The sequence below is a fragment of the Gammaproteobacteria bacterium genome (assembly GCA_013151035.1).
In the GTDB taxonomy this organism is placed as follows: domain Bacteria; phylum Pseudomonadota; class Gammaproteobacteria; order JAADJB01; family JAADJB01; genus JAADJB01.
This window is the reverse complement of the sequence record JAADJB010000008.1, coordinates 127,708-148,345: the sequence shown is the minus strand read 5'-3', so window position 1 is coordinate 148,345 and position 20,638 is coordinate 127,708. Positions and strand designations below refer to the sequence as shown.

The window sequence follows — 20,638 nt, the reverse complement described above, 5'->3', positions numbered from 1 at the left end:
CCCAATTAAATAAGGGCAGACCTTAGGTCTGCCCTTATTTAATTGGGGTCTGTCCCCGGTTTTACGATTAATTTTGGTAGGCGCGATCGGATTCGAACCAACGACCCCCACCATGTCAAGGTGGTGCTCTAACCAACTGAGCTACGCGCCTGTTGAGTGCGCAAAGATACAGCAATGGGGGACGTTAGTAAACTCGTTTTGTAAATAATAGCTATGGATTTCCACAGAATGGTGCGCAGTGCGCACCCTACCTGCTACGTCTTATTCTCGCATTGTGCCCAGACGGATTCTGCACCACTCGCCTTTTTTAGACGCTCAAGGGTCTGTTGATGAGCCTCGCTTTCCTGCTCATTGGCACGAATAATAACGAGTTCCAATCCATCCCGTTGTACCTTGCCTAATGAGCGACCAGCGGAATTCTCGGCACCCTCTTCCTGCGCATCAGCCAGGAGAGAACTTTGCCCGCCGGTCATTGCCAGATAGACCTCAGCCAGGATCTCGGCATCAAGCAAGGCACCGTGTAACTCTCGCTCGGTATTTATCTCGTAACGTTTACACAGGCTATCCAAATCATTCTTTCGACCGGGATGTTTGTCACGCGCCAATTTTAAGGTATCCAGGATGCCACAACGATCCGATACCTTGCCCCAACCGGCTCTTAATCGTTCCAGTTCATGATTCAGAAAGCCCGTATCAAAGGGTGCATTGTGGATCACCAGCTCGGCATCACCGATAAACTCAATAAATTCTTCAACAACATCTTCAAAACGAGGTTTATCAATCAGAAATTCGTTAGTAATGCCATGTACATTCATCGCCCCAGCATCAATCTCTCGATCCGGTTGCAGGTATTGATGCCAGTTATTACCCGTCAGACGGCGATTAATCAGCTCAACACAACCGATCTCGATAATGCGATGACCCTGCTTTGGACTCAGGCCAGTGGTTTCTGTATCAAGTACAATTTGACGCATTTAAGGAACCTCTAATTAATTACAGATCCCCGCCTACGCGAGGATAACTTAAAGCTATTGGTGCGTAGTACGCACCCTACCCACAGATCCCCGCCTGCGCGAGAATGACAGGTCATCTATTTATTCTCCAGTTGATCCATCGCCTGATTACAGAGTTGATCGACTAACTCATTCTCGGCATGTCCACTGTGACCGCGCACCCAATGCCATTCAACATCATGATTCGCTGCCAACTTATCCAGTTGTTGCCATAGATCAACATTCTTAACCGGTTTCTTTGCTGCTGTCTTCCAACCCCTTGCCTTCCACCCGATAATCCACTCAGTAATACCTTTTTGCACATATTGTGAATCGGTGGTCAGACGAACCTTGCAGCCTCTAGTCAGGCTTTCCAGCCCCTTAATCGCTGCTGTCAACTCCATGCGGTTATTCGTGGTCTCCTGTACTGACCCTGAAAACTGTTTTTCTGTGCCGTTGTAGCGCAACAAAACTCCCCAGGCACCGATACCCGGATTACCACGGCAACCTCCATCGGTATAAATTTCAACAACTTGTTCATTCATCTACAATCCCCTTTCTTTGCATCCCTCGGGTAGAAGGTTCAACCAGTCCCGTGGGTAACATGCCCGGCACCCGAGCCCAGGTCGGCTTAATCGGAGTAAAGCTAATATCCCGTTTTTGTGCCAACAACATATAAGTCGCTGTTGGCAGGGGCCAGGCAATCTTTTCCATCACCCCCAGATAACGCATAATCGGCTCGTGATTAATCGGTGGGCGATAAAACATGCGCTGTTCCTGCAACACATCAAAACCCAATAATGATAACCAGTCCTTAACCCGAAACACCGAATAAAAACGTTTGTTCCAGGGTGCCAGACCACGCCAGCTAACCAGTTTGCGCCACCCCCCCCAGAGACTAAAGGGGTTAAAACCAAAGATAATCAGATGCCCGCCGGACACCAGGCAACGATTTGCCTCACGCAAGACCTGATGCGGATCATCACTCCGTTCCAGCAGATGAGGTAAAACCAGCAGATCAACACTATCGGTCATAATTGGTAATGCCTCGGCGGCACCCACGATATCCATATCACGCACGCGCATCGACCCCAGCCCGAGATGATATTGATACTGAATCCGCCCCTTATTGCGGTAATCATAGTCCCAGGGTGAGGCAATTGTTAGCTGCTGATAACCAAACAACTCGCCAATAACATCATCCAGCGCCTGATGCTCACATTGAGCCAACAGTTGCCCCAATGGCTGCCGATACCAGTCACACAGGCGGCGACCTGAGGTATAATGAAGGTCAGTTCCAGTGGTATCTACTTTCATGTATGAGATAATACCTTTTTTTGGTGTGCGATGCGCACCCTACCGTGATACACCGTAAATACACTATGACACAACGACGTTTGATTCCATTTTTATTGATGCTCTGGCTTATCACGGGTTGTAGTGCTCTGCAACAGCAGACTAAACCAACCAAAGCCCAACCAAACAACACCATTGTTCTGGCAACCGAACGTGAGCCGATCAAGGAAACAAAGACACCCGATGTCGTCGCTGTCGAAGTAACAGATACCGTCGTATCTGCAGCGATTAAACCGCCAACCATCGACAAACATGATATATGGTCAAGACTGCGGGGGAATTCTCGTCTGGAACCATCCACGCACCCACGCATTAACGGACATCTTGACTGGTACACCCGCCACCCGGCCTATCTTGCACGCGTATTCAACCGTGCCAAACCTTGGCTACACTGGATTCTGACCGAACTCGAACAACAACAAGTCCCCGCCGAGATTGCCCTGCTACCCATCGTCGAGAGTGCCTACGATCCCTTCGCCTACTCCCATGGCAGAGCCGCAGGTCTGTGGCAATTTATCCCCTCCACTGGTCGCATGTACGGCCTCAAACAAAACTGGTGGTACGATGGCAGACGCGATGCCATTGCCTCCACCCGTGCAGCCATTCGTTATCTCAAAGAACTCCATAAAGAATTTAATGGTGACTGGCTACTCGCCCTGGCGGCCTATAATTCAGGCTCCGGCACCGTTAACAAGGCTCTGCAACGCAACAAGAAAAAAGGTCGCAGTATGCAATTCTGGGATCTTGATCTACCCCGGGAGACACGTCACTACGTGCCTAAACTGCTTGCTCTGAGCCGTATCATAAAAGATCCCGCACAATATAATATTAAACTGCCCGAGATCAAAAATGAAGCGGCTATTCAAGTCATTGATACCCAGGGACAGATTGATCTGGCACTGGCAGCAAGACTGGCCGATGTTAAACTGGAACAACTCTATAAGCTAAATGCCGGCTTTAATCGTTGGGCGACAGACCCCAACGGGCCTCATCACTTAGTGTTACCCATTGCCCAGGCACAACATTTCCACCAACAAATTACAGCACTTGATCCAGGAGATCGCATCCAGTGGAAACGTCATAAGATCAAGTCCGGCGAGACCTTAGGACATATTGCCCAGCGTTACCACACCACCACCCGCTTACTTAAGGACACCAATAATATCAGCAGTAGTCAGATCCGTGCGGGTAAACACCTGTTGATACCGGTGGCACAAAAGAATCTTGATCAATACAGTCTGAGCCTGAGTCAACGTCATAACCGCAAGATTGCCCAGTCTAGTAGCCGCATAAAAACCACCCTCATCGTACAAGCGGGTGATTCCCTATGGGATCTGGCACGCAAATACAAGGTGTCCGTGCGCCGACTGGCGGCATGGAATAACATGGCACCAAGGGATATATTGCGACAAGGACAAAAAATCATCATCCTTGATACTCAAAAAACTACCGTGGTGCGTAACAACCCCTTTACTATCACTCCAAAGAGTACGCGCCTGCGCACCATTCGTTATACCGTTCGGCGTGGGGATTCACTCGCCAGGATCAGTCAACGCTTCAAGGTATTAACTCGCGATGTCTGTCGCTGGAACAAGATTTCAAGAGACAAATATCTACAACCTGGACAGCGGCTGAAGATTATGATTGATATCACCAAACAGGCTGAGGGGTAACTTATTATCATTCCCGCGTATGCGGGAATGACTCTTCCTATACATGCAATCAACCTAATAAAACAGCTTCAACATTCAACTGCACTTTTCTAACACCACGAAATTCATTAACCGTCAGCCGATAGGCTAATCGAGCCTGTTGCACATTCGTTGGCATTGGTGCCTGATTAAAAGCGATGGCATCAATTGCCTGTGCCGGGTGATCAGGATGGGCGACGACCAGTTTAAGGTGTTTCTCACCCACTACCCGCTGATTCAGAATAATAAAGTCATTATCAAAACACGGTTCACTAAAACATTGTCCCCATGGCCCCGCTTGTTCCAGTTGCTCAGCAAAATTGATATCCAGGTCTGCGATATCCAGGTGACCATCACTAAGAATATGGCCTTCAAGGTCTTCACTTTTTAAGTGTTCACAGGCAATTTCATTAAAGACACAGGTAAAGCGATCCAGCTCGGCATAACGAATACTGAGACCTGCCGCCATCGCATGCCCACCGAACTTGCTAATCAAATCAGGATGGCGACTTGCCACCTGATCCAGTGCATCACGGATATGAAAACCAGCAATCGAACGCGCCGAACCCTTGATCATACCTTCATCGCCATCGGCAAAGATAATTACTGGCCGGTGATATTGTTCCTTGATCCTGGAGGCAAGGATACCAATCACACCCTGGTGCCAGTCTTTATCATATAGACACAGACCCCGAGGGGCCGATGCCTGCACCATATTGAGATGTGACAGGATCTCTTCTGCCTGCACCTTCATATCACCCTCAATCTGTCGACGTTGTAAATTAAGATCTTGTAATTGTTGTGCCAACTCCCTGGCACGTTGTGGATCATCGGTTAACAGACATTCAATCCCTAACGACATATCTTCCAGACGACCCGCCGCATTCAAACGTGGACCAACGGTAAAACCAAGATCACCTGCCACCAAGGTCTGCCAAGGACGATTCGCCACCTCCAGCAAGGCCTTGATGCCTGCCACACAACGACCAGCACGAATCCGTTTAATCCCCTGACTCACCAGCACCCGGTTGTTCTGATCCAGCGGCACCACATCAGCAACCGTACCCAGCGCAACAATATCCAGTAAGGTTGCCAAATTAGGGCATTCAATCCCCTGTTGATCAAACCAACCCCTATCACGCAAGGAAGATCGTAGTGCCAGTAACACATAAAAAATAACACCCACCCCGGCGAGGTTCTTACTCACGAACTCATCCCCCGGCTGATTCGGATTCACAATGGCATTAGCATCCGGTAATTGCTGTGCCGGTAGATGGTGATCGGTAATCAACACACGTATTCCCTTGGCACGCGCAGCGGCTACGCCATCAATACTGGATATTCCGTTATCCACTGTAACCAGGAGATCCGGCTGATAACCCGCCGCTACCTCAACGATCTCCGGGGTCAGCCCATAACCATATTCAAAACGATTCGGCACCACATAATGAACATCGCTTGCCCCCATCATCGCCAGGGCACGCAGGGCAAGAGCACAAGAGGTCGCACCATCCGCATCAAAATCCGCCACTATTAGAATACGCTGTTGTTCACGCAGAGCCGTCTCCAATAACGCCACCGCATCACCGATTCCTTTTAATGAATGAAAATTGGCAAGCGCATCCATGCCGGTATTCAACTGTTCATGGCAACTAATATTACGATGCAAAAAAATTGCTCTGAGCATGGGATGAAGATCCTGTGATAAATCATCCTCAATATTATTAACTGGAAATGATCTAATCTTCATTACTATTCCACTGCTGCCCCATTAATCTGTCATTCCCGCGCAGGCGGGAATCCATCCTGAGTAGTATATCAAAGTTTTATAGATCCCCGCATGCGCGAGGATGACATAAAAGATGTAGGTTGGATTAGCGATTTTCGGTTGTTCACCCATTAAAATCACTCCAACATCCAGTGATAATAATACTGCCAGATTTTTACTAACCTGCTGCACAGGAAAACCATAACGTGCCATAGAAAATCACCTATTTCCGCACGATGGTTGAAGTTCGTGGAACTCTTCGAGGGGACATAGCAAGGCTTTATCTGCTGTGTCCCCTTAAGCACGTACCACAGGTACCACACTGACATCCCACCGGCCACACATCCCGCTTACACGGGTAGTCTGGGATGGTGCGTGGTACGCACCCTATCTCTGTCATTTGTATGTTGAACTTGTCTCTCATGTAGGCCAATGTGAGAGATGGCACGAGTCAAAACTCGTATTTGCAAGAGAAGAGCGATTCATGTCTCGAACCTACCAGGTACATTTTCTTTAAACGCACTCAGGTTCTTTACCCGTCGCCAAAAACAATACAAATGCCGACGACCCACCCGATAACAACGACCATTAACCGGATAAATCACAAGTTCATCAACCCGTCTCTCACGCAAAGCCTCCAGCAACGGTTGAAACCAATCTCTACACAATTGCACCTGGGCATCAAACCAGTCATCCACATCCTGATAAGCCGCATGACGCAGCAAACTATCTATAATCAGCAAATGATCACCCGCAGATAATTGTTGCAAGTTAATCTCAGATAGCCCACTGGGTAAAGGGGCATGAACAACACCCACCGCCTGCGCCAATCCCCTCGCCTCAACTGCACCGCCCCAAACGCTGGAAAACGTGCTGTTTTTTATCGTTGGCAATGAACCGCCACCCCAGAGCCAGACACTATTCACCATAGGCTGACGCTTATCTTCGCGCTCAACATTAACCGGGTGTGTATGCAGCATCATCTGCAACTCATTCATCAGTCGATGCCAATACATGGCATCGTCCCCCACGGGTAACAAGGGATCAATACTCTGCCCTATCACCTCATATAAAGAGGTTGTTGTAATAGCAGTGCATTGTGAAAACTGAAGATACCAGTATTGCCCTTCACCTCGTTCCAGCACCAGACCATGTTCTGCAAAAAAAGCCTGGCAGGCGGCAAACAAGGCATTTATCTCCTCAGCCTCAAGCCCTAATACCTGAGCATCAAATAAACGCAATGTTGCCTGATCGGCACGCAAGTGAACAGGCTCAAGTAACAACCAGTCGCTGTCATTCTGCTTTAGCTCCACCCTGGCCGCACAGGCAGCCAGCGGCAGATCCTGCTGCGTTGTTGTCTCTACACCTAATAATGAAAATAACGCATGATCGAAATTTAGCGCAGTATGCTGGACAGATGATGCCCTCGATAACAAAGTATGCAGTGAATGCTGATCAGGATTATAAGGATGGCAAGAGGCCATATCCAGCATCGGTCTGGATAATAACTCTGGCACTATAAGATGAATTCGTTGCGCGTTTCCCAAAGAACTACGAGACATTCAGATTAGCGCTGGACCACAATTCAAATGGATCAACATTAGGCAGATCATCTGCCGGCAAGAAGTCAACAATCTTATAAGAGGGATCATGGGTATTCCTGAATAGCACCTTGGGTAGACGCAGGCCATTCTGGCTCAGCACACAGGCCACCACACAAGACAATGAATCCTTTTTGGTCTTGCTGATTACAATGGCAATCTCATCACTGGCCAGACGCACATAAGTACCCGGAGGATAGATACCTAATTGTTTTATAAAGGACATAAAAGTCGACTTATCCTCGGCCGTTGCCAAGCTATATATTTGTTGCAAGGCGAGTCTGGGCTGTAATAAATCGTTATAGGCACGTTTGGTAATCATCGCCAGATAACTATCGGCAATCCCCAGCAGGCGTGATGCCTCCGGGATCATATCCGCACCGACACCCGTAGGATAACCCGAGCCATCAGCACGCTCATGATGTCCCAGAATAGCATCCATCCACAGATGATTACTGACGCCAATCTTCTTCAGCATATGCACGCTCATCAGGGGGTGATGCTCAATTTGTTTACGTTGCTCATCTGTCAGCGGAGCAACCTGATTATTCAGGTCATCCTGAATACTATACATACCCAGGTTTGCCGTCAGCCCAGCAGCCACCGTAGACAGACGATCCTCACCACTGTAGTTCATAGCCTGGCAGGCCAGATCAACCAGAAAGGCCGCATAGATAGGCTGAGTAATGGAATAGGGATGTGGATAATAAAGATGGATAGCACCAATGGCGGCATCGGAATAGCTTTCCATAAAGACCTGGATATTCTTCGCTAGAATAATCACTCGCCCATCGGTCCCTTCAACACCCGCAACAATATCTTCCAGCAGGGGTTTTATACTACGAATAAACTGATCAATGTGAGTAAAGGGACGTTCTGAGTTATGTTCGATAATGGCCATATCGGCAGGCTGAAATTCCGAGGGATCAAATTGATCATCAAAATCATCCTTTACCTCAGCCACATCCTCTTTGACAGATTCCAGTTTATCATCATTCATGCCTGGTCCATCATCACGTAACATCTCGGAATCAATGAGTATATCCAGATTTTTTTCTGAATAAATAGAGAGACCGGCTTTTAAACGCAAAATGCCGGTAGAACTGTATATTGCCCAGGGAATAGGTTCACCCAGCTTTATATCTTCTTTCTTTAATGGCGTTTTAGATATCAACACTCAACTCCCATACCCATATAGATATTTATCGTTATTATTCACAGTCATCCTCGCCATTTTACCTAAAAAAGCAGTCATTTTGAAGTGCAATTTCGTCCCTTTCTCTTGGCGCGGTAAAGCGCCTTGTCTGCCGCCTTCACTACATCCCATGCATTCGCCATGTGCGCGGTATTCTCTGCCAAACCAATACTCACAGTTACTGTCACCTTTTTATTGGTGAAACGGGCCTTTTTCGCGCCTTTCTTGTCCTTGCGTCGATCCTGTCGTCTGATTACAAAATCAGCCGATTCAATGGAATGCCGTATATTTTCACATAAGGCCACTGTTTCCGGTACTTTTTTACCACTAAACAGGATAGTAAACTCTTCACCACCATAACGATAGGCTTTACTTCCTTCAGCAGATCGAAGGCGGCCACCTACCATACGCAATACACTATCACCCGCGTCATGTCCGTAGGTATCATTAAACTTCTTGAAATGATCAATATCCAGCATCGCAACACTGTATTTTCCCGATATATTCTGTAACTTTTCCTTCAGCGCACGCCGTCCCGGAAGCTCCGTCAACTCATCAATATAAGCCATACGATACGTTTCCTGAAGGATCAGGAAGATAAACATCAAGGCAAAGGCAATCGCCACATAAACGATAACCAGACCTTCAAACTGATAATGAAACAGGATAGCAAAAGATGCCAGTGCCCCAAGTATCCCGGCAACATCCATCGAAGGCCAGGCAATATAAAAGGCCAATAGTAAAATAAAACTGACAAACATCGACAACACACCGGTCTGAGCCAGTGTCGTCCAATCCATATAACGCACAGGCACATAGCTATGTTCAATCCAACTCATTGGCAAGGTGGGTTGCCCGATAGACAACCAGGCGACCAGTAATCCCCCCAATAACAAGGCGATATAATGAAACAGCGCCATGCGGGTGAATATCCCCCGCTCTGGCAACAAGACAAGCAATAGCACTAACGGGAACACCAGCACAGACAGTAATATCGTCAACCCCGTTATGGCCTGCGGTAAAACCAGAGGCATCAGATAAACCAGCGCGAACAAAACCTGAATAAAGAATAAACGTGCGCGATTAAACTGAAATGCCAGCACCAGGCCAGCGATTAATAACAAGTAGGGGATAAGGCCCAGAACATCACGATAATGCTGCGCCGGATACGGCACCTTCTGATAAAACAATAAAGCCCCGCCCAAAAACAGGACAGGCAACAACAGATATAATAAAGCTCGAATAATCATTCCCCCTAAAACAACACGAATGAACGACAGGATATGGGTGCCCGCACTGTACCCGGTTCTAACCCAGGTTTTCTACTCGAATACGATTAACTGAACCCTGCACCGTAGTGAGTGCTTCAATCTGCTTAATAGCATCATTCATCTGACCTTCACGCACCTGATGCGTCAGCAGGATAATAGTCACGTTGTCTGCATTGAGACCGGGCTCCTTCTGTACCATCGCCTCAATGCTAATACCCAGCGTGCCCAGAATCTGCGTAATATCTGCCAACACCCCCGGCTGATCAGCAACCTGGATTCTCAAATAATAGGCCGTTTCCACCTCATCCATAGACAAGATTGGGATATCCGACAAGGCATCCGGCTGGAACGCCAGGTGTGGCACACGATTTTCTGGATCAGCCGTCAGCACTCGAACCACATCAACCAAATCAGCCACCACAGCAGAGGCGGTTGGCTCGGCACCCGCACCCGCACCATAATACAGGGTTGGCCCCACAGCATCGCCCTGAATCAGCACTGCATTCATCACACCATCAACATTGGCAATCAGACGGCGATGTGGAATCAGGGTTGGATGGACGCGTAATTCAATGCCTTTATCGGTACGTCGCGAGATACCCAGGTGTTTAATACGATAACCCAGTTCCTCGGCATAACTGACATCCTCACGAGTAATTTTTGTAATGCCTTCGGCATAGAGCTTATCAAACTGCAAGGGGATACCAAAAGCAAGTGAGGCAAGAATTGCCAGCTTGTGCCCCGCGTCAATACCTTCAACATCAAAGGTGGGATCGGCCTCAGCATAACCAAGTTCCTGTGCCTCTTTCAGCACATCAGAAAAGTCACGACCCTTGTCACGCATCTCAGTCAGGATAAAATTACCGGTACCATTGATAATACCCGCCAACCATTCAATACGGTTCCCCGCCAGCCCCTCACGCAGTGCCTTAATAATAGGGATACCACCCGCCACAGCGGCCTCAAACGCCACCATCACACCCTGTTTCTGTGCGGCGGCAAAGATATCGTTACCATGCAAGGCAATCAGAGCCTTGTTAGCCGTTACCACATGTTTGCCATTGGCAATTGCCTGTAATACCAGCTCCAGTGCCAGATCACAGCCGCCAATCAGTTCAACAATGACATCCACTTCCGGATCATTAACCACGTCATGGGGATCTGCACTCAGCTTAATACCCTCAGTGCTACAGATCCTGGCACGTTTCAGATCACGTGCAGAGGCATGTGACACATGGATACGACGACCCGCACGACGTTCAATTTCTTCTGCATTACGTTGCAGCACATTAACTGTACCACCACCAACAGTACCCAACCCTAACACACCAATATTTACCGGTTTCAAAAAGTTACCCCTTGCTCTTCATCTTTACGAAACATATCACGAATACCACGAATGGCCTGACGTGTACGATGTTCATTCTCAATCAAACCAAAACGCACATGATCATCCCCATAGGCACCAAAACCAATGCCTGGTGATACGGCCACTTTCGCCTCAGTCAATAATTTCTTAGTGAATTCCAACGAACCCATCGCCTTGTAACGCTCAGGAATAGGTGCCCAAACAAACATGGTTGCCTTCGGTTTCTCGACTACCCAGCCGAGCGAATTCAGTCCATCACACAGCACATCACGACGACAACGATAGGTATCACAAATCTCCTGCACACAATCCTGCGGCCCCTCCAGCGCATGAATAGCCGCCACTTGTATCGGGGTAAACATACCATAATCCAGATAAGATTTTATTCGTGCCAGTGCCGCCACCAGGGTCTTGTTACCACACATAAAACCGACCCGCCAACCCGGCATATTATAACTCTTGGAGAGTGAATAGAATTCCACTGCCACTTCAGTTGCACCCTCAACCTGTAGAATAGAGGGGGCTTTGTAACCATCAAACACCAGATCAGCATAGGCAATATCATGCACCACCCAGATCTTGTGTTCGCGCGCAATCGCCACCACCTTTTCAAAGAAATCCAGGTCCACGCACTGAGTGGTTGGATTTCCGGGAAAATTCAGCACCAACATCTTGGGTTTAGGCCAGGAGTCTTTAATCGCCTTTTCCAGTTCAGAGAAGAAGTCGCCCCCCGGCACTAATGGCACATGGCGAATATCTGCCCCGGCTATAACAAAACCATAGGGGTGAATCGGATAGGCAGGGTTGGGCACCAGTACCGCATCACCCGGCCCCACCGTCGCCAATGCCAGATGCGCCAACCCCTCTTTCGAGCCAATGGTGACAATGGCCTCGGTCTCCGGATCAAGCTCAACATCATAGCGTCGAGCATACCAGTCACAAATCGCCTTGCGTAGCCGTGGGATACCTCTGGAAACCGAATAACGATGGGTATCAGGCCGTTGTGCCGCCTCGACCAGTTTCTGCACGATATGATCCGGTGTCGGTCGATCCGGATTACCCATACCAAAATCAATAATATCTTCCCCCCGCGCACGCGCCTGAGCCTTCAAATCATTGACGATATTGAATACATAGGGGGGTAGTCTTTTTATTCTCGGGAACTCGTCAAGCACAGCGTATCAAATCCAAAATAGTTATAATCAGCTAATAATCCCTAATAATACTTAATTAGCAGGGATAGTTCTATTTTTTTAATGAATATAGTCGTTTATAATATGGCTATGCGCTTTTCTGAACTGGACGATTCACAACAGACCCTCATTCGGGCCTATGAGCCCGGCTGCGTACGCATCAACAATAAACAGTTCACACACAGCATTATCATCAGTGCTGGACAGATTCAACCCTGGGATATCCAGACAGCAGATAACATCGAGGCAGAGGCTATCCTTGATGCCATTAGCCCGACCACTGAGGTCTTGCTGATAGGCACCGGCAGCCAGCAACAGATATTATCCACCACCCTGCTTAAACACTTTCTATTAAAAGGTATTGGCGTTGAGGTAATGGGTAGCGCCGCCGCCAGCCGCACCTATAACATTTTGTTATCCGAGGGTCGTCAGGTCGCCGTAGCACTGATAGTCCCGTAGGGTGCCTGCGCACCAAAACCATGGTGCGTGATACGCACCCTACCTTTCGGGTAATAGCGTAGCCCCCATACCCTGGTTTGACATGTCAGGTTATGTCAACTAACCTGACCGTATGGCAAATATAAAAATCAGTTCAAAGGTTGATGAGGCCGTCTGGGAAGAACTCAAGGTTGCAGCCCACGAGTCCCATCAAAATATATCTGGCATGGTCAATGAAGCCATTACGGAGTATTTGCAACGTCGACGCGTGCGTCCTGCCGTATTATCACACCTGAATGATTCCATTCGAGACAATGAAGAACTGGGTGAGCTCTTGGCTAAATGAGTAATCACTTTCTCACCCTGGATGAAGTACTGGAGATGCACTCTGTACTACTTAAACGATTCGGTGGTGCCGAGGGTGTACGGGATTTAGGCCTGCTGGAGAGTGCATTATATCGTCCACAAACCGGTTATTACCATAGTCTGTTTGAAATGGCTGCGGCGCTATTCGAGTCATTAATCAAGAATCATCCCTTTATCGATGGTAATAAACGCGTTGCCTTTTTTGCCACCGATGTCTTCCTGCGTATGAATGGTTACCACTTTGTTGTAGGGGCAAAGACCGCACATGGATTTCTCATGAATCTATTTGAAACTGATAGCTGCGATATGGCACACCTGCAGCCATGGATTACCAGGACAGTCAGGTCGCTATAGCGCTGATAGTTTAACGAAATCCAGTAAAGTAGCGCCTCCCCCCTGCTTCAGGGTATACTCAACCACATAATAAATGTACTCAGCGCATATCAGGTACATAATAATGAATCAGGGGAAGATGCTATGGATAACTCAACTCATCAGCTATGCAGATTGCAGACACTAAGAGCGAGTCTGCTAATATTCACTATCATGCTACTCAGTGCATGTGGTGGCGGTGGTGGTGGTAGCAGTAGTTCAGTAGCAAACGTCCTGTCCGGTACTGCAGCGACTGGTGCTCCTATCGCGGGATATGTCTACATCACGGATATCAATGGCATTGAAATCAACGTCCCCATACAAGCGGATGGAAGCTATTCAATTGATGTCTCCGGCATGACGGCTCCCTTTATACTTCGAGCCATACCCAATGATAGCAATCTACCCGTACAATACTCCTATGCTACGGCATCAGGAACTGTCAACATCACACCTCTAACCAGCCTGGCTCTGTTCCTCGCCAATAACCAGGAAGATCTGGATACACTTAGAACCAATTGGGCAAACCGGTCTGGCACGATTACCGCATGGGGCTTAACCATCGCTCAGGCTAAAATCAATGCCAACTTCTATAATTATTTTACCCGCATCGGGCTTGATCCCAGCAGCTATAACTTTTTTTCAGCCGCATTTAATGCAGATGGATCCGGCTTCGATGAGCTGCTAGATACATTGCAAGTCAACATCAATATGTATGCAGGATCATTTAATATTAGAGAAAATAATAATGCATTTGTTCTCTTTTACGATAACGTCGATCTTAGCAGGATAAATACCGAGGAGATCGGTGGTATAAGACATCCAGGAAATTATGAAGCAGTTATTATCCTGACCATGACGTACAGCGAGGCCAGCACAGATTCTCCCTACAACAACGGAGATCAGGCCTTGTTCATTATGCGTCGTGATGGCACCTTGTTAGTAACCGATCAGCTTGATATGGCCTCCCTCACGGATAATTCCTTCGATAATTCTGCCACTATTATCGCTAGTGACTTCAACCTTGATTCACTCGGGCAATATGTCTGGTCTAACAGCAATAACACTATCGACTACACCTTATTGTTTAATTACCAGTTCGATCTCACCGATAGCAATGGCAATCTCCTGGGGTATTTCACACCCGTTACTACCGACTATAACTATGACGTCAAGAGCGTCACAGATGTAACAAGCCTAACAGGCGAAGGCACTATAACAACCATAAATCCTGGTTTGGAAACAGGGATAATCATAACTCTCAGTACAAGAATGGGAACACCACCCCCCTCAAATGCCAGCTCATGGTCTAGTACAGTAGTTTCATGGTCTGGAGCAGCATCCAGCGTAACGAATGTCATCGGTCTAACCCCGGGAATTACAGGAGGAAGTGGTCTGCGCATCAATCCCAGTCGACCCCTTAATGAAGTTACACTCAGGGTCAATCCTGGATCATTTCTTACAACTGGCAATCTGACACCCCCAATCACCAACACAACCACTATAGATAGTGCCTTAACGTCTTTGACTATTGGTACAACGATCCCGGTAAGAACAAGCACCGTTACCATCAATACTGGGGCATCAATGCTTATCAGTGGCAGTGCAACCAATACTACAAGCTTATCAGTGCAATAAGGTATCGCTACAAAACCCCTCACTCTCAAGGATACGCTTCAGCTTGTGCAGGGCATCTAACTGAATCTGACGCACACGTTCACGCGTTACCCCAATCTCCTTACCGACCTCTTCCAGGGTACAGACACGGGATCCATGCAGACCAAAACGTCGTTCTACCACCTGACGCTGTTTGGGATTGAGCATCGATAACCAATGATCAATATTAACCTGCACATCCTCATGCTCCAGCAGGCTGGAGGGATCAACATCATGCTCATCCGGGATAGTGTCCAACACCGAGTGTTCGGAACCATAATGACTCACGGCATCCAGTGACGAAGTACGTTCATTCAACTTGAGCATTTTCTTTACATCTGCAACCGGCTTGTCCAGTAGCTCACTGATCTCTTCTGCTGTCGGTTCTCGATTCAATGCCTGCGATAGATTCCTTGCCGCACGCAGATAGACATTGATACCCTTAACCACATGGATGGGCAGACGAATGGTGCGCGTCTGGTTCATGATGCCACGCTCAATATTCTGACGTATCCACCAGGTTGCATAGGTTGAAAAACGAAAGCCACGTTCCGGATCAAACTTCTCAACCGCACGAATAAGACCCAGATTACCCTCCTCAATCAAATCCAGTAAGGCAAGGCCACGATGCAGATAGCGACGAGCAATCTTGACCACCAGACGCAGATTGCTCTCAATCATGTGATTGCGAGCCTCTTCATCACCTTTCTGCGCCTTACGTGAGTATGCGACCTCTTCCTCTGCTGACAATAATGCTGAAAAACCAATTTCATTCAGATAAAGACGCGTCGCATCCAGTTGTTCACGCGTGGTCTTACCTGCCATCCTGGAGACATCACCCTCAGACTGAGATTTTTTATCCTTCTTATTGTCACTACTATCGCTCATGTATCTCCCTGCCCCCTAACGTCGAGGAAGATAACGCAATGGATCAACTGGCTTACCATTACGTCTTATCTCAAAATGTAACATCGTACGTTGTGTACCACTATTCCCCATCAAGGCGATCCTTTGCCCCGCCTTGATCAGATCCCCTTCACCGACCAGTAACCGACTATTATGTGCGTAAGCACTTAAATAGGTCTTACTATGCATGATGATAATAAGGCGACCATAGCCTACAAGTCCACTGCCACTATAAACCACCTTGCCCGCCGCTGCTGCCTGAATCACGGTACCAGACTGACCGGCAATTGCAATCCCCTTCTTACCCGAGGTTTTTTTATTAAACTTGCGTAACAAACGACCTTCTACCGGCCACTGCCATCTTATCTTACCAACATGATTAAATTCATTGTTTTTAATACGTTTTTTATTTGTATTTTTGTTATTTGATAAAGCATGATTAGAAGGTTTAATATAGGTAACCTTACTCTTTGCTGCTGGCTTGTTCTTTATTACCGCCTTGTTCGATGCCTGTTTATTACTTGCTGTCGCTATCGTTACCCGTGTTTTCCCTGCCTGTAATAACAATTTCTGATTAACATAGATCGTATAAGGTGCCTTGATATTATTCCAGCGGGCAATTTGAGCAATATCCCGCCCATGTTGCCAGGCAATTGAATATAATGTGTCGCCCTTTTTAACCCGATGATACTTTGGCACCCACAGTGGTTTAATACCATGATCAACAACGGGTGGCCGAACCACAGGAGCACTACAGGCTGTGATTAAAAACAGTAATAAAACAGGCAGCCAATTCATATACTGGACTCATCAGGTCCATTGAATTAAAAAATAAAGAGTCACCACAAGCACAATCACGCCCCAACCTATTCGTTCTACATATTGTGGTAATAACTGAGCCATCCGTTCCCCCTTCCATACCAGCAACCCCGCCACCAGATAAAAGCGCAGGCCACGTCCAATCACAGAAGCAAGAACAAAGGGAAACAGGCCCATCGATAGACTCCCTGCCGTAATCGTAAAAACCTTATAGGGGATCGGCGAAAAACCCGCCAGAAAGATAGCCCAGAAACCCCATTCAGAAAACCAGTGTTTGGCATGCAGATAAGCTGCTTCGTAACCCGCCGAAACAATAATCGCCTGCATCATCTCAAAAGCAAAATAACCCAGCACATAACCCAATAAACCACCCGCTACCGAGGCTATCGTGGTCAAAAAAGCATAACGCCATGCCGCAGCAGGTTTTGCCAGACACATCGGCGCCAACATCACATCAGGGGGTATAGGAAAAAACGATGATTCAGCAAAACTAAGCCCGGCAAGATACCAGGGGGCCTGGGGCTTCTGCGCCCAAAGCATCATAAAATTATACAAACGTGTAAACATTGCTAAATCAGAACTCCCCTAACTCGCACCCGTTAACAGCGGTACAAATTTCACATCTTCAAAATCTTCTCGTTCATAAGCATCGGCACTCTTGCGCGTCACAATAGCCAGCCGCTGCACCTGATCACCCAACGGCAAGATAAGCCGCGCACCGATTGCCAATTGTTCCAGCAAGGCATTAGGCACCTCCTGCGGAGCCGCTGTCACCAGGATAGCATCAAAAGGACCCTGCTCGACCCAACCCCAGGAACCATCACTATGTTTACAACGAATGTTAGGCAGGTTCAGTTCACGAAAACGTCTTCTCGCCTGTTGCTGTAATACTGATATGCGTTCAACGGTATAGAGCATGGGGACAATTTTTGACAACAGCGCTGCCTGATAACCCGATCCGGTACCAATCTCCAGCACCCGTTCCGGTAGATCACCATTAATCAATAACTCCGTCATGCGTGCCACGGTATAGGGATGCGATATAGTCTGACTATGACCAATCGGCAAGGCGGTGTCCTCATAAGCACGGGTTGCCAGCGCCTCATCAACAAAGCAATGACGTGGCAACTCACGCATGGCTGCCAGGACCCGTTGGTCCTTGATCCCCTTATCCTGTAGACGCGTTATCATACGATCTCGCGTCCGTTGTGAGGTCATACCCATCCCGCGCATGACATTATTCATCACCGCTCCACCCAGGTATTCAGGATATGAATAGCATCATGTTGCGTCAAATCGGTATGAATAGGCGTGATCGAGACGAAACCCTCTTTCACTGCATGAAAATCAGTTCCAGCGCCTGCATCGGCCTCTTTACCGGGTGGGCCGACCCAATAAATCGGTTTACCACGAGGATCATGTTCACGCACCACCGGTTCCGCCTTATGTCGATTGCCAAGACGAGTAACCTTAAAACCAGATAACTCAGACCAGGGTCGATTAGGCACATTCACATTCAGTATGGTATCAACTGGCAGAGGTTGTTCCAGCAAACGTTGCAACAGATCCCGAGCCACACGTCCGGCGGTATCATAATGAGTCTTGTTACCATCCGTCACCAGAGAGATAGCCATTGCTGGCAAACCTAAAAAACGTCCTTCTGTTGCAGCCGCCACGGTACCTGAGTACAACACATCATCACCCAAATTAGCCCCGGCATTAATACCGGATACAACAATATCCGGTTCATCATCCAGCAAACCGGTAATGGCAAGATGCACACAATCCGTTGGCGTACCATCCACGCACATCACACCCTCACTGATCTGTCTGGCTCGCAATGGGTAATCCAGGGTCAGGGAGTTACTGGCACCACTACGATCCCGATCCGGTGCCACCACAAAGATCTCAGCCATATCCGCAAGGCTTTTACTTAATATAGCAATTCCCTCGGACTGATAACCATCATCATTACTTATCAATATCTTCATTACATCTACTATCACCGCAAAAAAGGTTTTACAATATAGGCAACCGAGGTTTCATATTCATTATGTCCAAACGCAACAAAATCAGTATCGAGGATAGCCGCCTGTTTCGTGAGAACATTGGTCAGGTCAAACCGGTCAAACAAGACCACATAGCACCTTTCCGAAAACCGCCCAGCCCTCGACCAAGACCCGTAGAACACTTTATAAGTGACATCATACAGGATCGATTCTCGGATGAATACGAACCTGCCGATGCCCATCCTAATGAATTATGGTTCTCACGCACAGGCATACAGCACAACACCCTGCGGCGACTAAAAAGCGGGCGATTTAATAACACAGCCACGCTGGATCTGCATGGATTAACCGTGCCTGATGCACGTCAGACACTGCTGGAGTTTCTCAATCACTGCTACCGACTAGAGCTACGATTTATCCGTATTATTCACGGCAAGGGACATCATTCTCATAACGGACAAGCGAAATTAAAACACAAGGTCGATAACTGGCTACGCCAATGCCATGAGGTGCTCGCCTTTTGCTCCACGGATCGAGCCCACGGCGGTACTGGAGCGGTTAATGTGTTATTGAGGACTAGATAATATCCAGCACATTCTCTGGCGGTCGACCAATGGCTGCCTTGTCACTGCTAATAACCACCGGTCGTTCAATCAGGATCGGATTATTAACCATTAATTCAATCCATTCCTGTTGCGAACGTTCATCAGTTGTCTTAATACCCAGGTCACCTGCCACCGATTCATTGAAGCGAATAAGCTCATGTGCCTCAATCCCCAGCTTGCTGATAATCGATTTTAACTCATCAACAGAAGGGGTATCCTCAAGATAGAGGATAACGTCCACCTTGACATCATGCTCATCCAATAGTGCCAGGGTCGCTCTGCTCTTGCTACAACGCGGATTATGTAATATTGATACAGTCATAAGATCATCAACTCCTGGACATGAATTCCCGGGTTTCGGTATTCACCTTGATATTTTCTCCCGGGGTTAGATATTCCGGTACCAGCACCACTAAACCCGTGCTCAAGGTTGCCGGTTTAGTGCGTGCAGAAGAAGATGCTGTCTTCATACCCGGTGCACATTCTTCAATAACAAGATTCACCGTAGCGGGCAGTTCAATACCCAGAATCGCATCATCATGAACCAGCGCCTTAATACCCTCCAGACCATCGGTCAAAAACAGCAATTCATCCTCCACCACTTCATCAGCCAGGGTATACTGCTCATAGCTATCAATATCCATAAAGGTACAGCCATCACCATCCCGATACGACAATTGAACATCCCGTCGCTGTACATCAATCGCCTCAACCACCTCATCGCCTTTGAAACTACGTTCAAACTTCTGCCGCGAGACAATATCCCTGCCTGCAACCTTATACAGGGTGTTACCACTGCGCGATGACGGTGATTGCACCTGCACATGTTTAACCATGATGTTACGACCATCATACAAAAACACCATGCCCCTTTTTATTTCATTTGCCTTCATACCAATTACTCATCCTGTTTTCTTTTATTGAACACTCAAGAGACAGGGATTGTTCTTCTCTAACAGAGACCCTTGCCCGCATGGACGCGGGCATGGAGCACCATGGATGGTTTCACGGCGTGTCTCTGTTAGAGAAGA

23 protein-coding genes and 1 tRNA gene are annotated in these 20,638 nt (G+C 47.7%); 6 read left to right on the top strand and 18 right to left on the bottom strand.

Features of this window, described 5'->3' with window-relative positions; translation table 11 throughout:
• Positions 1-74: 74 nt before the first annotated feature.
• The 4 genes from GXP22_01465 to GXP22_01450 form a co-directional block, all read right to left on the bottom strand.
• A tRNA-Val gene (locus GXP22_01465) sits at positions 75-151 on the bottom strand.
• Positions 152-254: 103 nt separating this feature from the next.
• Positions 255-974, bottom strand: coding sequence for a DNA polymerase III subunit epsilon (gene dnaQ, locus GXP22_01460; protein ID NOX08154.1), 720 nt, complete (start codon positions 972-974; stop codon positions 255-257).
• Between the two features lie 116 nt (positions 975-1,090).
• Positions 1,091-1,537, bottom strand: coding sequence for a ribonuclease HI (rnhA, locus tag GXP22_01455; protein NOX08153.1), 447 nt, complete (start codon positions 1,535-1,537; stop codon positions 1,091-1,093).
• The gene (locus tag GXP22_01450) at positions 1,530-2,309 is read right to left on the bottom strand and encodes a class I SAM-dependent methyltransferase (protein NOX08152.1); all 780 of its coding nucleotides are present in this window, start codon (positions 2,307-2,309) and stop codon (positions 1,530-1,532) included. The genes rnhA and GXP22_01450 overlap by 8 nt, the downstream gene beginning before the upstream one ends.
• A gap of 65 nt (positions 2,310-2,374) precedes the next feature.
• On the opposite strand from GXP22_01450, the gene GXP22_01445 reads away from it, so the two are divergent.
• A complete protein-coding gene (locus tag GXP22_01445; GenBank protein ID NOX08151.1) occupies positions 2,375-4,021 on the top strand; it encodes a LysM peptidoglycan-binding domain-containing protein in 1,647 nt (548 codons plus the stop codon).
• A 49-nt stretch (positions 4,022-4,070) separates the two neighbouring features.
• Here GXP22_01445 and recJ read toward each other — a convergent pair whose 3' ends face one another.
• From recJ to alaC, 7 genes are all read right to left on the bottom strand, one after another.
• The gene (gene recJ / locus GXP22_01440) at positions 4,071-5,789 is read right to left on the bottom strand and encodes a single-stranded-DNA-specific exonuclease RecJ (protein NOX08150.1); all 1,719 of its coding nucleotides are present in this window, start codon (positions 5,787-5,789) and stop codon (positions 4,071-4,073) included.
• Between the two features lie 21 nt (positions 5,790-5,810).
• On the bottom strand, positions 5,811-6,020 hold the full coding sequence (locus tag GXP22_01435; GenBank protein NOX08149.1) for a hypothetical protein: 210 nt from the start codon (positions 6,018-6,020) through the stop codon (positions 5,811-5,813).
• A gap of 269 nt (positions 6,021-6,289) precedes the next feature.
• Entirely contained in the window at positions 6,290-7,369 is a 1,080-nt protein-coding gene (locus GXP22_01430) for a hypothetical protein (protein NOX08148.1), read from the bottom strand.
• Complete coding sequence (locus GXP22_01425; protein ID NOX08147.1) at positions 7,359-8,585, bottom strand: hypothetical protein; 1,227 nt, start codon at positions 8,583-8,585, stop codon at positions 7,359-7,361. The genes GXP22_01430 and GXP22_01425 overlap by 11 nt, the downstream gene beginning before the upstream one ends.
• Before the next feature lie 74 nt (positions 8,586-8,659).
• Positions 8,660-9,853 carry a GGDEF domain-containing protein gene (locus GXP22_01420; GenBank protein NOX08146.1) on the bottom strand — a complete coding sequence of 398 codons (1,194 nt, stop codon included), beginning with the start codon at positions 9,851-9,853 and terminating at the stop codon, positions 8,660-8,662.
• Positions 9,854-9,911: 58 nt separating this feature from the next.
• Positions 9,912-11,222 carry a homoserine dehydrogenase gene (locus GXP22_01415; GenBank protein NOX08145.1) on the bottom strand — a complete coding sequence of 437 codons (1,311 nt, stop codon included), beginning with the start codon at positions 11,220-11,222 and terminating at the stop codon, positions 9,912-9,914.
• A complete protein-coding gene (gene alaC / locus GXP22_01410; GenBank protein NOX08144.1) occupies positions 11,219-12,418 on the bottom strand; it encodes an alanine transaminase in 1,200 nt (399 codons plus the stop codon). The genes GXP22_01415 and alaC overlap by 4 nt, the downstream gene beginning before the upstream one ends.
• Positions 12,419-12,499: 81 nt before the next feature.
• Between alaC and GXP22_01405 the strand changes: the two genes are divergently transcribed.
• The 4 genes from GXP22_01405 (at position 12,500) to GXP22_01390 (ending at position 15,250) form a co-directional block, all read left to right on the top strand.
• The gene (locus GXP22_01405) at positions 12,500-12,895 is read left to right on the top strand and encodes a hypothetical protein (GenBank protein ID NOX08143.1); all 396 of its coding nucleotides are present in this window, start codon (positions 12,500-12,502) and stop codon (positions 12,893-12,895) included.
• A gap of 112 nt (positions 12,896-13,007) precedes the next feature.
• Positions 13,008-13,220: a hypothetical protein gene (locus GXP22_01400; GenBank protein NOX08142.1), complete on the top strand. Its 213-nt coding sequence runs from the start codon at positions 13,008-13,010 to the stop codon at positions 13,218-13,220.
• Positions 13,217-13,594, top strand: a complete 378-nt coding sequence (locus GXP22_01395) for a type II toxin-antitoxin system death-on-curing family toxin (GenBank protein ID NOX08141.1) — start codon at positions 13,217-13,219, stop codon at positions 13,592-13,594. The genes GXP22_01400 and GXP22_01395 overlap by 4 nt, the downstream gene beginning before the upstream one ends.
• Positions 13,595-13,717: 123 nt before the next feature.
• On the top strand, positions 13,718-15,250 hold the full coding sequence (locus tag GXP22_01390) for a hypothetical protein (GenBank protein NOX08140.1): 1,533 nt from the start codon (positions 13,718-13,720) through the stop codon (positions 15,248-15,250).
• On the opposite strand, the gene rpoS is transcribed toward GXP22_01390, so the two are convergent.
• The 5 genes from rpoS to surE are packed head-to-tail and all read right to left on the bottom strand — an operon-like array spanning position 15,239 to position 18,984.
• The gene (rpoS, locus tag GXP22_01385; protein NOX08139.1) at positions 15,239-16,156 is read right to left on the bottom strand and encodes an RNA polymerase sigma factor RpoS; all 918 of its coding nucleotides are present in this window, start codon (positions 16,154-16,156) and stop codon (positions 15,239-15,241) included. The two genes, GXP22_01390 and rpoS, sit on opposite strands and share 12 nt — an antisense overlap.
• A gap of 15 nt (positions 16,157-16,171) precedes the next feature.
• On the bottom strand, positions 16,172-16,972 hold the full coding sequence (locus GXP22_01380) for a peptidoglycan DD-metalloendopeptidase family protein (protein NOX08138.1): 801 nt from the start codon (positions 16,970-16,972) through the stop codon (positions 16,172-16,174).
• A gap of 12 nt (positions 16,973-16,984) precedes the next feature.
• On the bottom strand, positions 16,985-17,560 hold the full coding sequence (locus GXP22_01375) for a DedA family protein (protein NOX08137.1): 576 nt from the start codon (positions 17,558-17,560) through the stop codon (positions 16,985-16,987).
• Positions 17,561-17,578: 18 nt separating this feature from the next.
• Positions 17,579-18,238: a protein-L-isoaspartate(D-aspartate) O-methyltransferase gene (locus GXP22_01370; GenBank protein NOX08136.1), complete on the bottom strand. Its 660-nt coding sequence runs from the start codon at positions 18,236-18,238 to the stop codon at positions 17,579-17,581.
• On the bottom strand, positions 18,238-18,984 hold the full coding sequence (surE, locus tag GXP22_01365; GenBank protein ID NOX08135.1) for a 5'/3'-nucleotidase SurE: 747 nt from the start codon (positions 18,982-18,984) through the stop codon (positions 18,238-18,240). Before surE ends, GXP22_01370 begins: the two co-directional genes overlap by 1 nt.
• A 62-nt stretch (positions 18,985-19,046) precedes the next feature.
• Here surE and GXP22_01360 point away from each other — a divergent pair, with 62 nt between their 5' ends.
• On the top strand, positions 19,047-19,586 hold the full coding sequence (locus GXP22_01360; protein ID NOX08134.1) for a DNA mismatch repair protein MutS: 540 nt from the start codon (positions 19,047-19,049) through the stop codon (positions 19,584-19,586).
• Here the strand turns inward: GXP22_01360 and arsC are convergent.
• Positions 19,579-19,929: an arsenate reductase (glutaredoxin) gene (gene arsC, locus GXP22_01355; protein NOX08133.1), complete on the bottom strand. Its 351-nt coding sequence runs from the start codon at positions 19,927-19,929 to the stop codon at positions 19,579-19,581. The genes GXP22_01360 and arsC overlap by 8 nt on opposite strands.
• Before the next feature lie 7 nt (positions 19,930-19,936).
• Positions 19,937-20,500, bottom strand: a complete 564-nt coding sequence (yeiP, locus tag GXP22_01350) for an elongation factor P-like protein YeiP (GenBank protein NOX08132.1) — start codon at positions 20,498-20,500, stop codon at positions 19,937-19,939.
• Between the last annotated feature and the right edge of the window lie 138 nt (positions 20,501-20,638).

Coding starts and splice junctions, on each gene's coding strand:
- dnaQ (NOX08154.1), bottom strand. CDS start 974: ATGCGTCAAATTGTACTTGATACAGAAACCACTGGCCTGAGTCCAAAG.
- rnhA (NOX08153.1), bottom strand. CDS start 1,537: ATGAATGAACAAGTTGTTGAAATTTATACCGATGGAGGTTGCCGTGGT.
- GXP22_01450 (NOX08152.1), bottom strand. CDS start 2,309: ATGAAAGTAGATACCACTGGAACTGACCTTCATTATACCTCAGGTCGC.
- GXP22_01445 (NOX08151.1), top strand. CDS start 2,375: ATGACACAACGACGTTTGATTCCATTTTTATTGATGCTCTGGCTTATC.
- recJ (NOX08150.1), bottom strand. CDS start 5,789: ATGAAGATTAGATCATTTCCAGTTAATAATATTGAGGATGATTTATCA.
- GXP22_01435 (NOX08149.1), bottom strand. CDS start 6,020: ATGGCACGTTATGGTTTTCCTGTGCAGCAGGTTAGTAAAAATCTGGCA.
- GXP22_01430 (NOX08148.1), bottom strand. CDS start 7,369: ATGTCTCGTAGTTCTTTGGGAAACGCGCAACGAATTCATCTTATAGTG.
- GXP22_01420 (NOX08146.1), bottom strand. CDS start 9,853: ATGATTATTCGAGCTTTATTATATCTGTTGTTGCCTGTCCTGTTTTTG.
- GXP22_01405 (NOX08143.1), top strand. CDS start 12,500: ATGAATATAGTCGTTTATAATATGGCTATGCGCTTTTCTGAACTGGAC.
- GXP22_01400 (NOX08142.1), top strand. CDS start 13,008: ATGGCAAATATAAAAATCAGTTCAAAGGTTGATGAGGCCGTCTGGGAA.
- GXP22_01395 (NOX08141.1), top strand. CDS start 13,217: ATGAGTAATCACTTTCTCACCCTGGATGAAGTACTGGAGATGCACTCT.
- GXP22_01390 (NOX08140.1), top strand. CDS start 13,718: ATGGATAACTCAACTCATCAGCTATGCAGATTGCAGACACTAAGAGCG.
- rpoS (NOX08139.1), bottom strand. CDS start 16,156: ATGAGCGATAGTAGTGACAATAAGAAGGATAAAAAATCTCAGTCTGAG.
- GXP22_01380 (NOX08138.1), bottom strand. CDS start 16,972: ATGAATTGGCTGCCTGTTTTATTACTGTTTTTAATCACAGCCTGTAGT.
- GXP22_01375 (NOX08137.1), bottom strand. CDS start 17,560: ATGTTTACACGTTTGTATAATTTTATGATGCTTTGGGCGCAGAAGCCC.
- GXP22_01370 (NOX08136.1), bottom strand. CDS start 18,238: ATGAATAATGTCATGCGCGGGATGGGTATGACCTCACAACGGACGCGA.
- surE (NOX08135.1), bottom strand. CDS start 18,984: ATGAAGATATTGATAAGTAATGATGATGGTTATCAGTCCGAGGGAATT.
- GXP22_01360 (NOX08134.1), top strand. CDS start 19,047: ATGTCCAAACGCAACAAAATCAGTATCGAGGATAGCCGCCTGTTTCGT.
- arsC (NOX08133.1), bottom strand. CDS start 19,929: ATGACTGTATCAATATTACATAATCCGCGTTGTAGCAAGAGCAGAGCG.
- yeiP (NOX08132.1), bottom strand. CDS start 20,500: ATGAAGGCAAATGAAATAAAAAGGGGCATGGTGTTTTTGTATGATGGT.